A 14,914-nucleotide genomic window follows, 5' to 3' on the forward strand; every position below is an offset into this window, starting at 1 on the left:
GTATTTTTGACGAATTAGATGACGTAGTTTCATCGATGGAAATGTCATTTTAGATTTTGCTTAGGTATTACGATCTTTGGCAATAGGTCACCCCCGTCACCCTAACATAGCCCGTCATTCCGAACATAGTGAGGGATCTCCGGGATTAGCACTGTGCTACACATCAGGAGATGTCTCTCTGCGTTCGACATGACGTACGTCTTTGGGAGCATAGCGAAGGATGACGGAAGGGGGCCTATTACGATCTTTGCTGTTCAACCATCGTATGTATTAACTCGAGGATTAATTCAGGTTGTTCTTTTTGTATATAGTGCCCACTGTTTTTTACATTAAGTAGCTTAGCTCTTGGAACAAAGGATTCAGCAACTAACTCATTTGCTTGATAGATTCCGCTCATAATTGATTTAGCGAGATCTTGAGTAGCAAAATTTGGCCAGAGACCATCCTTAATTAATTGATTTGCATCAGGAGTTTTTCCAGCTGTGAGCAGAATGGCGGGCAGGTTCAATTTTTGATCCTTATATTGCTGGAGTTGTTTAAAACTTTCTATGAAATTAATCCGCTCAACATTTTTATACAGTGATCGAATTTCCTTAGAACCCTTCTCTGTGCTGAAATTAAAAATCTCAATTTCCTTATCTGTCCAGGTATCCAATAATTTTTCATTGGTTACATCAATAAGGATGAGTCCTGATACTTCACTTGGGTATTTATAGGCATAAAGCCTAGCACTCAAACCGCCAGCGGAATGGGCGACAATAATAAAGGGCTTTTTAATTTTTGCAGCCTTAACTAAGGCTTGTAGGTCCTTAACCTGGTCTTCAGCTGTAACGGGTTGCTGAACCGGATCGCTGCGACTTTTTAAGAAATGGTTATCTCTAACTTTTATTGTGCCGGGGCGATCAAAGTCACAAACCTTTGTAAACTGGCTCACTTTGGAGAAGAGGGAGCCCGATAGGGGCGTTTCCCATGAGGCATCACCGCGGTCAAGGTAGCCTGAAATCAGCAATACAGTGGGTGAGCCCTGTCCCTGGCAATTCAAAAATAATTTTCGTTCGTTGTTGATAGTAACTAAGGTGCCTTTAGAGAAAGCTGCTGCGCTGAGAGTAATTAACAGGCTGATTAGAATTAATTTTTTCATTGTTTATAACCACCAATATAGGCTACATCATAGAGCAATTTTCATTTGAGCCTTTTGTTTTTTCATTGCATGTAACAGCTGATTCCTTTGAAGTTATTAATAGCTTTTCCGATAGATGAGCACTTTCATCCATAAATATTTCTCTATAGATATCAAATTGTAGTTGAGGATTCTCATAGTCTTGAAAAATGCTAGTCATAAAAATTAGGGTCATATATTTTATTATTTCATTAGGAAGATAACTGCCAAAAATCTCTTTAGACCTTTTATTTCCCTCTCCTAGCGCTGTATAGAAGGTATATATCGTTTCCCATGATTTAGGTAGTGATAAAGGGCGTAATTTGCTCTCTGTTGCTGTTATCGTAAATGGATCACTATGTCTTTTCTGATACTCTTTAAGACAGGCTATTGTCAGATTTCTAAGGATGATTTCTATGTTTTCAGCGCAATTGGGGGAAGGATTTAAGTTTAGCGAATAGATTGATATTTTGTTTCTATCATAGTGTTTTGCTACTAGGTCTAAGAGCTCAGTTTTTTTGAACTTATGTTTCTCTGGTTTATCCCCATTGATTCCGACAAAACACATGATTGCATCCTCAGCGCGGTGGCCTTTTCTGAGATATAGCAAATTGCAAAAATACTTCTTTAAATTAGATAAACAGTTATCTAGTGTTGGATCGTAAAAAATAATACAGGCCTTTGAATGAATACTTATACCATTGGGTCGAGAGCATTCATACCGTCTTAAAGGATCCATGTCAGATAAAAAATTAAGAGTTACCTTGGCATCTTTAGCAAGATCTACGAAGGTTTTTGATATGTAATATTCACTTGAGTAATCTCTTTTTATCTGCCTTAAAAAGGCGTTTTCTTTTTCTTCATAGTCTTCATATAAGTAGCTTTTAAGCGTGTACCCAATCACTGCCACTTCAAAGATTAGGTTATCCTCATTATCTAAGGGGCTTAGAGGCAGGTAAAGTATTGGGGGATTAGGCTGAGTATTACGTTTTTTAAAAAATCCAGCCTTTATCTTCATAGGGTTAATCTCTTTTAAATTGCTTGCGTTTGCTCGAGTTGGGCAAATATTATGCTGTTGCTGCATTTAATTGTCAACGACCAGATGGCTTTGCTATGCGCATCAAAAAGAATGCGCCAATGAGAAAACATTTATATCTTTTTATTTTTCTAATTTCTTTTAAGGTTTTTGCGGTTGGAACAATGACTAGCATCGAACCAGGAATAACTCTTTATTCAGAATACTATCTAAACCAACATGCCAGGATTAAAGGCACTATTGTTTTTATAAGTAGTAGTGGTTCAGATATTAGTGCATGGAAAAACAAAAAGCTTTCTGATTGTGTTAAGGCCGTATTTTTATCTGATCGAAATAGCTTGGGTAAGAGCCCGCCTGATTTACAACTGTCTCCAAATAATCCCCTTACTGTTCATTATAACGTAATAGGCCTCCCCCATCTCGAATTACCGCGGGAATTCAATACGGGAGAGAGGAGGTTATGATTCTACCCAAGACTAACTCCATTAGTTTCGGTAGGGACTGTTGCTTCTGAAGCTTTGGTGTTTCTGTTATTGAGTGTTAAAAGGAATCTTATAGCGTGCTGCCCAGGCAAATAATAAGTGTCTTCTAGATTAGCAGTGTTTTTTTCACAAAATTTAAGGAGCAAATTAATTCTATTCTTATTTGCAGACAGTTCAGGGAAAAAAGGTTTTGTTCCACCGAAAGGGAATTTTATTTCCCTGTCAAAAATATCGCTTGAAAGAGAATCAGGTAGCTTAATCAGTATATGATTTCCGATGTGGTAAATGTTAGCTAAGATACCTGCTTCACCTGGCTCCGAAGACGGTTCGATGTTTTTCCATACTTCTTGAGTGATTTCGAGAGCACCGAGTTTATCGTGATATTTCATCTCATCTTGTGCTAATGCCAAAATAACCCCGCCTAAAAACAAGGTTATCATTTTTTTTTGTTTATCAGCTTCAGTACCTCTTTGTAGTTTTTCAAATTCATTTCGTAATATTCGTAATACTGATTTGGCTTCACGACTAATAGGTGAATCTCCTGTATTCGTATATAAAACGAGTTCGTTAAGTAAATTTTGTATATTCATAAAACACCCTGTAATTTAGCTTGTAAAAGCTGCGTTTTTAAATCTCGCAATATAAATGCGGGAAAGATCATGTATGCGCAAAATGATTGATTATTGTACATTGATATTAAAAATATTACAACACGATCTGTTTGGATATTTGTTTTTTTAATATCAATGAGATCAAAATCAATTGCTTCAATAGTAAGAAAAACCAATTGAATCTGCCCCCTTGGTTAGTAATTTAGGAAGCAGGTTTGCGGAAAATCGGGACTTTTCTATACTTTTATAGAAAGGTCATGATGCATACCACAAAAGGATTGGGACTATTCCTTACAAGGAGAGAGGTTGCTGGTTCGAAGTTCTTTCCCGATATTTGCCCCAAAGAGGCTGAGCTGCTCAGCGCGAACGGTTATAAAACCACTTAATGGCAGAGCACTTCTAAATGCCATTGGGTTTGTCAGCCCAGCCTAACGGTTCCGTCTGTGGACAATAACTACTGCTACTAGATGCAAAGCGAAGTTCAGACCTCTTGGGCTTGAAAAAATCAGTAATTTGTTGTTGACCTCGAATTGCCTTTTCTTCTGTCTTAGCAGGGATTAGCTGAGATACAGTTTTCTCTAATGCAGTTATTCGAAGTTCATTCTGATTTAGTTGATGCCGCAAAATTTTGTTAGATAGTTTGAAACAAGAGTTATCAAAAGCAGCCATTTCCGGCGCAGCAATTAGGTTATTAATCCAGTCTATCAGTAATTCGCAATCATACCTGTTGCAGAGGTCGTCCAAATTATCTATGCGGCCTGAATAAAAGGCTTGCTGCTCTTCATCACTAAGCTCAATGGTTTGAGTTGTTCTTGCGGTTACCAGCTTTAAGGCTAAACGAAAAGGGCCAACCCCTGAACCTAGTTGCTTAAACCAGCTAGCCAATGAGCCTGGTGTTTTATCGTCGTAGGCTTGCAGATAGGCTAGGGCATGTTTGTCGCCCTTAATCGCCTCATTAATAAGCCACCTCCCGTCAGGGGCGTAGCCCATCGGCATGATATTAAGCTTAGGGGTGGCTGCAAGAATTTCCTTGGGAATCTCATTGGGGGCACGCAATCCATTCATATGAGCAAACAAGGAAAGACCTAATAGGGAAGACTTGGGAGCCTTAATATTAGCTTGGCTGCGGCTGGATAACTCTTCTGCTAACCATGGAGCTCTATCCAGCTTGGCAGGAAAAACATTGAGGCCGCTTTCAAAAAAAGCGTCAATGACATCTGCCTTTTTTGCTTTAACTGCATACTCTAAGACACGCATCCCAGGATCGGTTGCACCATGAGCGATTAATGTTTTTATAACCGCAATATGTCCTTTTCTAGCTGCTACGAGCAATGGGGAGGTTTTTAGATCATCACCTTGGCTAGTAAGCGCTCCTGCCTGCAGTAAAGAATTTACAATGTCGAGATGTCCCTTCCAGGTGGCAGCATAAAGCGGGGTCTCACCGTTATTATTGGGGCGATTATAAGAGTTCCCTTCATGCAACAACAGGTTAACAATCTCAGAATGCCCCTTCAGAGCAGCATTAAAAATCGGCAGATCACCTCTATCGTTTGGTTGGTTAGCATCTCCTCTTGAACCTAGTAAGGCCTTTACAATCTCAGTATGGCCTGCTGTAGCTGCTAAATGAAGCGGGGTATTACCTCTGTTGTTTGGCTGGTTAGCATTTCCCCCAGAACCTAATAAGGCCTGTACAACGTCGATACGGCCTTCTCTGGCTGCTATATGAAGCGGGGTCAATCCATCATTATCTGGCTGATTAACAAGCCCCCCAGCCCTTAATAAATGATTCACAATTTTAAGATGACCGTTTGCGGCAGCTATCCACAGAGGAGTACGACCTCTATTGTCTGGCTGGTTAGCCAGTCCTCCTGCCGCTAATAACGATTGCAAAACTTCAAAATGGCCATTTTGAGCGGCTGCATGAAGCGGAGTAGCGCCATTGTTATTTGGCTGATTAACTTGTATCCCATTTATTTTCAACAAATGCTCAATAACTTTAACATTGCCACGAAGGGCGGCGGTATAGAGGGGAGTAGAGCCATTACTATCAGGTTGGTTAAAATCTATACCTCTTACTTGCAATAAGCGTTCAACTACTGCAGGGTGGTTATTGTTAGCTGCTATAAATAACGCAGTAGCGCCATTCTTAACGGCTCTGTTAATAAGCCCTCCTGCTCCTTTTTCTAATAAGACATTAACTACATCCAAATGGCCATACACTGAGGCTATTATAAGTAGAGTAGCGCCATCATTATTCGTTGTGTAAATACTCCCTTCTTCTTGCAACAGGAAACTAACTATATTGCAATGTCCCTCATTGGTGGCATAAATAAGGGGAGTATTACCCTTATTATCAGGTTTTTTAACATTAGCACCTGCTTTAGACAAAGACTTAACTATTTCAAAATAGCCGTTTGCAGCTGCATTAAGAAGGGGGCTTAGACCATCAACATCAGGCTGGTCAACATCAGCTTTCTCTTTAATCAAAGACTTAACAACTTTAAGATGGCCTTTGGCAGCAGCGATATAAAGTGGGCTAAGCTCCTCCATGCCTAGATCAACATCTATACCTTCTGTAATTAATGCGTTTATTGCGTTAACAAGCCCCATTCGTGCTGCAAGATAACTAGCTGTTGTGTCCCTTGAGTTTTTAAGATCTAAATTAGCGCCAAACTTTTTTAAGGCATGTATTAGCTGAGCACTATTGAAAAAGGCGGCCAGATGAATCGCTGGAGTACATGAAACTTCGTTGATGTTGGCAGCTAGGTCACTGCTAAGAGGTTGGCGGCAAATCATCGCCCAATGCAAGTTGGATAAGCTAGTATTTTTTTGTATTGCCCGCTCATACAACGTCGTTGCTAAATCCATCGGCAATCGCTGATAAAGAAGCGTTGCTAAATTTCTGGTGCTTTGATAATCATCACTCCTCATTAGTCCTTCAAGCATTTCAATTATTGTGGTTAGAAGTATCTCTTGTTCCGAATCTGAAAGGTCAACTATCGAGCCTATAGTCATAGAGGAAAATAACCTACGGCCAATCTTTTTTGCTCTCGGATCAGCGAAGGAGTCTAGCAAATTGTTAATTTGGCTTTGATAAAAATCTCGCCATTCCATATCAGTTTTTTGATCATCAAGCTCGTACTGATCCGGAAAATGGCTATGTACAAGCGCTTCCCAGGGATGCTCGTCATTATCCTGTGTTGCTGAGGAGCTGGATGAGGAACTTGCTGCGAGAGTCCTAGATTTCTTTGAGTTCTCTTCTAATGAGTCAGGGGCGTTTCGTTTAGGCATGATTACTACCGATCTATAAGTACTAGTAATCATTATAAAAACGATAAATTAAGAGATTATTATTTGTTTAGATTGTTTTTTAATTGTTGCTATCAAGATGCATTGTCTGTAAAAAAATTGAGCATTTTTGGCCGGGGGTCTATACTATTTTATGAGTCATTTGAAACCGCTTTAGGGATTTTGCTCTTATACCTCCGCATCTAAGTAAAAGCAGTTGTTAGTGCATATGAAAAAACAAGATCTTAGTCATTTAGTGATAACTTTATCACTATTTTTATTGATGGCTTTTAGCTTTCCTAGCATAGCCACAGCATCATCTTCGGCAGGAATCGATGAGATTGAATTGTATGGGACAAAAAAAGATCATGTAGACGGTCATTGGCTCCCAAATCTTACTGGTTTGCCTTCAGAAGAAATAGTTACAGAACTTACACAACCTTTAGTTAGCATGGTTGCTAATGAGGATGAAAAGCAATGCAGGGCAATTAATCCCCGGCTGCGAATGCTGGTATTCCAACATTTTGTCATACATCAATATATGGCTAATGAGCAAAATATTTATTTTAATAAAAAAATAGCGCGTAAATGGGCTCATGTTCTAGCGATGATTCTTAAAGAAAGCAGCGGCGATGCAGCAAATATTACGGATATGAAAGGTCATTCAAAATCAACTTATCGATCGCTAACCAGTTTAAGTCAGTGGCGATCTATCTTAGAGCTCACTGCAAAAACTCGAATTAAATTAAACTATCAAACGAATTTTGGGCTAACACAAACCTCATCTGATCGCTTGTTTAATTCCTTTCAAATAGAAAAGAACAAGGATCTGAATACGGAATTTTTAGAAGGAAAGCAAGGTTCCTTAACGCAAAGAAGGGTAAAGCTAAATACAGCAATTGCAATTCGAAGATTAATTTGGTTTTACCAGGACTTTACTCAAGGCCGATTCTCGCAAACTATGGAGCGCATTCATCAACGAGAACTTTATAAACCGGAGCTGAATAGTCGATACCTAGAAGGTTTAAGAATGGCTGTTTTATATTGTGGTACTCGATTTATGTTTGATACCCCCCCAAATCAGGGAAAACTGAGAAAGGCTATGGCCAGTATTGCTTATTGCACAGTAGGTGATGCAAAGAAGGGCTATGGTAAAAATGAAGTGGACGCAAAATGTTTTGCCCAGTGGGTAACCTTGTGCCCCAATTTAAATGTGGATATCGCTATTCTTACCCCACTAAGCTATTTTGAAACACGCGGCGCGAAGCCAGTCTGTGAGAGTACCTTTGAGAGGTTAATTGTTTCTAAAAAACCAAAAACTCATAATTTGAAATCGGTATTCTATTCAGTTTTCCTTGGTTATTGGAATCGTCTTATGGGGATGTTTAATTTATCCACTGATTGATAAGTTAGGAAGGTAGAGTTTCTTATAAAAACTCTAAATTCTTTATTATATCGTTTTCACGAGGCCTTGTTGCGTGGGTTGAATGTAGTTGCTATGCAGCGAAGCGACGGATGAGGGGCGGTTTTAGCTCGATCCCTCGTCATCCTGAGTGCAGCGAAGGATCTCCGTGATTAGCTCAGTGCCTCATTCCGGAGATCCTTCGCTGCGCTCAGGATGACGGGTTATGTTAGGGTGATGTGGGTGACCTATTACTGACGGGGTTGATGCTACTGTAAGATATTCTTGCATTTTGTTGGCTAAGACTAATACGTTAGGTTTTTCTAGTATTGAATTATGGTTTCCAGGTATCGTGTGGCAATTGATTGAAGAGGTTGAATAGTCAAGCCAATGATTATCGCCTGCGTCAATTTCCTGATATTCGGGTAAAATTTCAGAGGCTTTAAACAACGAGAGTTTGGCATTTATTTTTTTTATTGGATAAGACCTCATCATATCTAAGCGATGCTGTAACATGGTTTCCCATAATTGGGTATTTTCAAGATTAGGAGGAATAATTGCGGCGATCTCGGAATGTTCCTGATGGTATTGTTGTAAGGTTTCAACGTAATTTGATGCAAGTTGCTTATCTGAGAATGAGGCCCATCCATCAATAAGTCCTATAAATTGCACTTCTTCCTTTAATTCCAACAATTGATAAGTAATTTCAGTAATAACAGTTGCGCCAAAGGAAGCTCCGCAAAGGTAGTAAGGGCCTTGGGGCTGCACTTTTTGTATCGCTTCTCGATAAGCTGTGGCCATTTCCTCTATATTAGAGAATAGTGGTTTCTCCAGCTCTAAACTTGGATCCTGTAATCCATAATAGGTTCTATCATCGTTTAAGGCTTCTACTAAAGGCAGGTAGCAAAACACCGTTCCACCAATAGGATGAACTATAAATAGAGGTGGTTTGTTATTCGATTTGCCTTGCTTTAAAACAACCAAGGGAGAAAGGCTTTGTTGGGTATAGGTTTGAATAAGCTCGGACAAACTACGTATAGTTTTTGCCTCAAAGAGTGCAGCGGTCGGAATCTTGGTATTAAATTGTTTTTTTATTTTTGCTAACAAAGTTATCGCCAGTAATGAATGGCCGCCTAACTCATAGAAATCATCATCTAGTCCAATATCATTAATGCCTAAGATATCACGCCATATCTGTAGAACGAGGGAGGTAATCCCATTGTCATCAACACTAGATTCAATAGATGGAAGGGGGTCTTTCGCAAGAGAATTTATGCTGATATGAAGCTTGTTTGGGTCTGACTTCGAAATAATAACCTGGTTGAGATCACTATTTACTATTTTTTCAAAAAGGATAACAGCCTCGCGAGCGGTATAACTATTGCTTTCATTCAAACTAAAAAGCTTGGTCTCAGATTCTGCTGCCATACCGACATCACGCCAGGCCTGCCAATTCATAGATACACAAAATACAGGATGTTTAAAGGGGTTAGTATTTGCAAAAGCATCTAAAACTCGATTCGCAGAGCAATAATCGATTTGCCCTGGGTATCCAAGTATTGAGGTAGTCGATGAGAGGAATACTATGAAATCTAGCGGAACATCATATAGAGCCTTCAAAATGGTTTCCGTGCCTTGTAATTTAGGTTCTAAGACACGATTGTACTCATCCAGGGTTTTTAGTTGAGCAACACCACCACCAGCTAGACCTGCAGCATGAATGACACCGTCTAAGCGGCCAAATTTTTCTAAGATTGACTTAACAATGCCTCTGATTCGTGATTTATTTTCAACAGAAGCCTGCTCAATAGTTAAGCTTTCTGCCTTAGACCTGATGTCAGCCAATAATTTTAATTTTTCATCCTGTTCTAAGGACAGAAGATTGGGGGATAGCAAAATAATATTTGCTTGATAATTTGTAGCTAAATGCTGTGCCAGACTAAGGCCAATTCCGCCTAAGCCTCCGGTAATGAGATAAACGCCTTTGGTTTTAATGCGAGGGCTATTAAGCGATTCGAGGTAATCAGAGCAGGGGTCTAAAACCCTAATCCACCGATTTTCAGCACGGTAAGCGATTTCATCTTTAGCACAGTCGCGAGTCATATCTAGTGCTTCATGGAAAAGGGCGTTTGCAAGTTTTGCTGTTATCTTTTCCTTTTGATCTAAATCAATGACTTTACAAAAAAGATTCTCTTGCTCTAAAGGTATGACTTTGCAGGGACCTAATACAGCGGCTTTTATAGGGATGATTTGCTCATTTCCAAAGACGGAGTAAAGGTTAGAGGCTAGAGTTAAACAATTGAATTGGATCTTAGGATGCAATTCAGACAGCAGTTGCGATAGATATAAAATACTAAAGGGCCCATCGAAGAGTGTGGTTTTGGAGTTTCCATTCTCAAGCAACCAAGCGTGCAGAATAACGCCTTGTTCTCCTCGTATTTTTACCAATCCCAATAATTTTCCATAATGGCTTTTTTGAGTGGGATCAATAACAAAGGAACTATCTGTTAATTGCTTAAATTCCTTGCCTGATTTGATTGTATACAAGAAATGCCCTGCATCTCTAATGCATTGTTCAAGATAAGGCTGTTGCTCATTTGCAAAAATAAACCAGGTTTTAGGCGATTTATCTCTAGTTGTATTTAAGATATAAGTCGCATCCCTTTTCCAAGACGGTGTATACAGCCCTAATTTATCTTGGTTATTTTTTCCTAAGACCTGATTTTCTATAGGATGAATCCAATGGCTTTGTGGCTCGAATTGATAGGTTGGTAAAGGAACCCTTTTTCTAATTTCCTTCACATATAAACGTTCCCATTGGATTTCTTGCTTTAAAAGCCAAAGTGTTCCAAGCGATTTTAAAAAATATAAATAACTATTTTGTGATGCCTGGATAGCGCTAGGAACTGTATTGATGAATTTTGGTTCTTCTCCATGAAAAGGGTGCTGCCTTATTAGTTGGGTTAAGGATGAGCCCGGCCCAATTTCTATAAAAATATCATTCGCGGATAGTTTTAAGTTAAGTACGTCTTCTGAAAAAAGAGCGCCTGGTTTTGTTCTAGCCATTAAGTGGGCGCGGGTTGCAATGACTTGCAAACTTTCATCAAGATTAACAATGCCAGATAGGGTTGCAGCCACAAATTCACCTAAGCTATGACCAATCATTGCATCGGGTTTTATGCCTAATTCGATTAATAATTGTGCCAATGCATATTCAATGATAAATAAGGCTGGCTGCGCATAGAGGGTATTGTTTAATTTTTCAGTTGTCTCAGAACTTGCTTGCTTGGGAAACAGAAGCTCGCGTAAATCAAAATTAAGATGGTTTCTTAGCTTTTCACAACTCTCATCGATAATGTTCTTAAACAGGGGTTGGTTTTGATATAAGTCCAAAGCCATATTGACATATTGGCTGCCTTGACCACTAAAACCAAAGATTATTCGATGATTAGATGGACTTGCATCAGAGTGCATGACTGATCTATTCGATGAATTTACTAGGTTTTTTAAGAGATCAGTATAATCTGAATAAGTCACGGCCATTCGATGCTTAAAATGTTTGCGGCCGACCTGTAAGGTGTAAGCTATATCCGCTAAGGATTTTTCTCTGTCTGAATCCGTCAAACTATTTTCTAAATAATCCTGTAATTTTGCTCTTATAGCTTCTAAGGAGTAGGGCGTTTTTGCTGAGATTAAAAATAGATTACCCGGTTTTGATTCTGAGGTTTTGACAGCTGGTGCTTCTTCAAGAATCATATGAACATTGGTGCCGCCAAAGCCAAGCGAATGGACTGCACCAAGCCGTTTTGATTTACTTTCCCATGATTTAATTTCAGAGTTGACGTAAAAAGGAGACTGGTTAAGATTTATTCGTTCATTGGCAGAAGAAAAATGAATCTGCGGTGGAAGCGTTTTTTTCTGTAAGGCCAGCACAAGTTTAATAAATCCGGCGATACCAGAGGCTACATCGGTGTGGCCTATGTTGGATTTGATTGAGCCAATAGCACAATAGCTATTTTTTTGATGACTATTGTAGGAATAGCCTTTAGAAAGTGCCTCAATCTCAATGGGATCGCCTAAGAAAGTACCTGTGCCATGCGCTTCAATATAGCTGATGTCTTCAGGATTTATATTGGCATTGCTTAATGCGTCTTGTATGCAAGAGATTTGCCCAGCTACACTGGGTGCAGTAAAGCCTGTTTTGTTAGCCCCATCATTATTAATTGCCCAGCCTTTAATTACTGCAAGGATATTATCATTGTCTCTCAAGGCATCAGCTAATCGTTTTAGGACCACAACGCCACAGCCATTGCTCATGACCGTTCCCTTTGATTCTTTGTCAAATACACGACAGTGGCCATTAGGCGATAAAATCCCCATGTCACGATATAAATAGCCTGAACATTCGGGAACAATAACAGTGATACCTCCCGCTAGAGCCATATCACATTTATGATTGAGCAAGCTATCGCATGCAGAAGCTATCGACGTTAAGGATGTAGAACAGGCTGTGTTGACTGTCACTACTGGTCCTGTTAAGCCCATTGCATAGGCTACTTTGGTGCATAAATAATGACTGCTAGTACCTAAGGATAATTGTTGCTGATCCCAGTTTGCATAGGCCGGGTTTTTTAAAATATTCTGCGTCAAATAAGTGCTATCACTCATTCCAGCAAAAAGCCCAATACTACCCTTGCATTTATCGGTGGAATAACCTGAGTCTTCGAGTGCAATCCATGCTTGTTCTAAAAAAATGCGATGTTGGGGATCCATCAGAGCTGCTTCTAAGGGGGTATAGCCAAAAAATGAGGCGTCAAATTGATCAATATTTTTTAGTACGCCTCTAGCCGGAACATAATCAGGATGATTGATTAGCTCAGGCGGGATTCCGGCATCAAGCAATTCCCCTTCATTAAAAAAATGGATATTTTCTTGTTTATTTAAAATAGTTTGCCAAAACTCATTTGGGTTGTTAGCTCCTGGTAATTTACAGGCCATGCCTATTAGAGCAATGCTCGTTTCTAGCTTTTTTTCAGATGGAGTCGTTAGGTTATTTTCATAGGCTCTATCATCGAGCTGGGCATAAAATTGGGCTAAGGAACGTACAGTAGGGTAGGTAAATAAATCGACAACGCTAATCGTTTGAGGCATCGTCTTATTGAGCTTATGAGCGAGATCGATCAGTAATAGTGAATGAAACCCTAAATTAAAGAAATTAATTTCTGGATCAATAATATCCCTGTTCACTAGTGACTTAATTTGCTCAACAATGATTTCTTCGACCGGGTTTTGATGGGGTAAAGAGATAATTTCATCCGCTAAATTGGTGTATTCGCGAATAGACGAGATCGTTTGTCGATTAATTTTTCCATTGAAGGTTAAGGGAAACTGATTAACCACGATGAATTTACTAGGGATCATGTGGTCAGGAAAATGGTTCTTTAGATATTCTTGAACCTTAGAGGGAGAGATAGACTTTGTTTTTAGCGTTATATAGGCGACAAGCTCTTTGGTATTCTCTGGTGTTTGATCATGGACTATACACTCATGAATGCCTGGGTAATCAAGCAGCACATTTTCTATAGCCTCGACTTCAATACGATAGCCACGCAGTTTAATTTGCGTATCAATTCGGCCTAAATAATAGAGATCACCCTGAGGACTCCATTTTCCAAGGTCGCCTGTTTTATATAGTTTCTTTTTAGTTGCGCCAGAGTTGAAAGGATCTTCAATAAAATAATTAAGATTTAATTCATCATTATTCACATAGCCTAAAGAGACGCCTGTACCACCGATATACAATTCCCCTGGCATATCCGCTGAAAGGGGGTTTAAGTCTTCATCTAAAACAAAAATCTGGGTATTAGCCAAGGGTTTCCCTATAGGAATATAGGGTTTGTTTTTATCGATCTCTTCAATTTTATGATAGGTTGACCACACTGTGGTTTCTGTTGGGCCATAAAAGTTCCATACGTTTTCTGAAAGTAATCGCAGTTTGCTCGCCAGTTGGTTTGTTAATGCCTCACCGCCGGTAATGATTTTGATATCTGATTCATTTTTCCATCCGCAGGCGACGAGCATTTGCCAGGTTGTCGGTGTGGCTTGCATGAGTGTGACATGATATTTAGCAATATATTGCATAATTTCGTGAGGGTTAAAGCGAGCCATTGGGCTGCCTAAAACACTAGTGCCACCCATCACCAGGGGTAAATAGATATCGGGGACTGATAAATCAAAGGTGAAGGGAGTGATACTCAAAATCACGTCTTTTTCACTGATATTTGTTATATCGCTCATTGAAAAGAGCAGATTAGTAATGGCTTTATGGGAAATTTGAACACCCTTAGGTTTTCCCGTAGTTCCTGAAGTGTATAAAATATAGGCGGTTGCTGTGGCTGGAAAAGAGGGCAAATTCGAATCAGCTGCGTCTTGAATTTTCTTGTCTTTTGCATCGATAACAATTAATTCGCTGATTGCATTTAAAGACGGCCTTATGTTTTCAGCATAGCGATCAGTTGTAAGTATTAAATTTGCTTTAGCATCTTTGAGAATATTTTTTAATTGCAGTGTTGAAATTTCTTTATTTATGGGGATGTAGGGACGTCCCAGTTTCATCACTGCATAAAAAGCAATAACTAACTCGATTGAGCGTTCAAAATAAACTGCAATCGGTGAAGGATTATTTTTTTCTTGACTTAAAATGAAATGCGCGAGTTGATTGGCGCGCTGATTTAGCTCAGCAAAGCTAATAGCTGTGTCCTGAAAAATATAAGCAATATTATCAGGATATTCAGCTGCTTTTTTTTCCAATAACTGAATTAGATTATCTTCGGGATAGACCTGATGGGTACTGTTCCATTGGGATAATTCAGTAAGATGTTGAAGCTTTATCTGTTTCATAAAAGTTCAATTGGATAAATGCGGCATTATAGCATA

General features: G+C 39.3%; 7 protein-coding genes. 2 read left to right on the forward strand and 5 right to left on the reverse strand.

Translation table 11 applies throughout. The features are described 5' to 3' along the window. Nucleotides 1-238: 238 nt before the first annotated feature. Both BN1094_RS13470 and BN1094_RS13475 read right to left on the reverse strand, forming a co-directional pair. Nucleotides 239-1,141, reverse strand: coding sequence for an alpha/beta fold hydrolase (locus BN1094_RS13470; protein WP_044011615.1), 903 nt, complete (start codon nucleotides 1,139-1,141; stop codon nucleotides 239-241). Nucleotides 1,142-1,163: 22 nt separating this feature from the next. After that, nucleotides 1,164-2,243: a hypothetical protein gene (locus BN1094_RS13475; protein WP_141650487.1), complete on the reverse strand. Its 1,080-nt coding sequence runs from the start codon at nucleotides 2,241-2,243 to the stop codon at nucleotides 1,164-1,166. Between the two features lie 53 nt (nucleotides 2,244-2,296). Here BN1094_RS13475 and BN1094_RS13480 point away from each other — a divergent pair, with 53 nt between their 5' ends. After that, nucleotides 2,297-2,659, forward strand: a complete 363-nt coding sequence (locus BN1094_RS13480) for a hypothetical protein (protein WP_141650488.1) — start codon at nucleotides 2,297-2,299, stop codon at nucleotides 2,657-2,659. Nucleotides 2,660-2,661: 2 nt separating this feature from the next. Here BN1094_RS13480 and BN1094_RS13485 read toward each other — a convergent pair whose 3' ends face one another. Together BN1094_RS13485 and BN1094_RS13495 are read right to left on the reverse strand one after the other, a co-directional pair. Continuing rightward, nucleotides 2,662-3,267 (reverse strand): hypothetical protein, encoded by a 606-nt coding sequence (locus BN1094_RS13485; protein ID WP_044011618.1) that lies wholly within the window; start codon nucleotides 3,265-3,267, stop codon nucleotides 2,662-2,664. Nucleotides 3,268-3,687: 420 nt separating this feature from the next. Continuing rightward, on the reverse strand, nucleotides 3,688-6,579 hold the full coding sequence (locus tag BN1094_RS13495) for an ankyrin repeat domain-containing protein (RefSeq protein ID WP_044011620.1): 2,892 nt from the start codon (nucleotides 6,577-6,579) through the stop codon (nucleotides 3,688-3,690). A 226-nt stretch (nucleotides 6,580-6,805) separates the two neighbouring features. Between BN1094_RS13495 and BN1094_RS13500 the strand changes: the two genes are divergently transcribed. Further along, nucleotides 6,806-7,981: a hypothetical protein gene (locus BN1094_RS13500; protein ID WP_245614333.1), complete on the forward strand. Its 1,176-nt coding sequence runs from the start codon at nucleotides 6,806-6,808 to the stop codon at nucleotides 7,979-7,981. 183 nt (nucleotides 7,982-8,164) lie between these two features. Here the strand turns inward: BN1094_RS13500 and BN1094_RS18930 are convergent, their stop codons facing one another. Beyond that, complete coding sequence (locus tag BN1094_RS18930) at nucleotides 8,165-14,878, reverse strand: type I polyketide synthase (RefSeq protein WP_052403295.1); 6,714 nt, start codon at nucleotides 14,876-14,878, stop codon at nucleotides 8,165-8,167. Nucleotides 14,879-14,914: the final 36 nt, after the last annotated feature.

It is taken from the genome of Legionella massiliensis (assembly GCF_000756815.1).
In the GTDB taxonomy this organism is placed as follows: Bacteria; Pseudomonadota; Gammaproteobacteria; order Legionellales; family Legionellaceae; genus Tatlockia; species Tatlockia massiliensis.

Excerpts from the sequence above, each read along its gene's own strand:
- BN1094_RS13470 (WP_044011615.1), bottom strand. The coding sequence starts at position 1,141 with ATGAAAAAATTAATTCTAATCAGCCTGTTAATTACTCTCAGCGCAGCA.
- BN1094_RS13475 (WP_141650487.1), bottom strand. The coding sequence starts at position 2,243 with ATGCAGCAACAGCATAATATTTGCCCAACTCGAGCAAACGCAAGCAAT.
- BN1094_RS13480 (WP_141650488.1), top strand. The coding sequence starts at position 2,297 with ATGAGAAAACATTTATATCTTTTTATTTTTCTAATTTCTTTTAAGGTT.
- BN1094_RS13485 (WP_044011618.1), bottom strand. The coding sequence starts at position 3,267 with ATGAATATACAAAATTTACTTAACGAACTCGTTTTATATACGAATACA.
- BN1094_RS13495 (WP_044011620.1), bottom strand. The coding sequence starts at position 6,579 with ATGCCTAAACGAAACGCCCCTGACTCATTAGAAGAGAACTCAAAGAAA.
- BN1094_RS13500 (WP_245614333.1), top strand. The coding sequence starts at position 6,806 with ATGAAAAAACAAGATCTTAGTCATTTAGTGATAACTTTATCACTATTT.
- BN1094_RS18930 (WP_052403295.1), bottom strand. The coding sequence starts at position 14,878 with ATGAAACAGATAAAGCTTCAACATCTTACTGAATTATCCCAATGGAAC.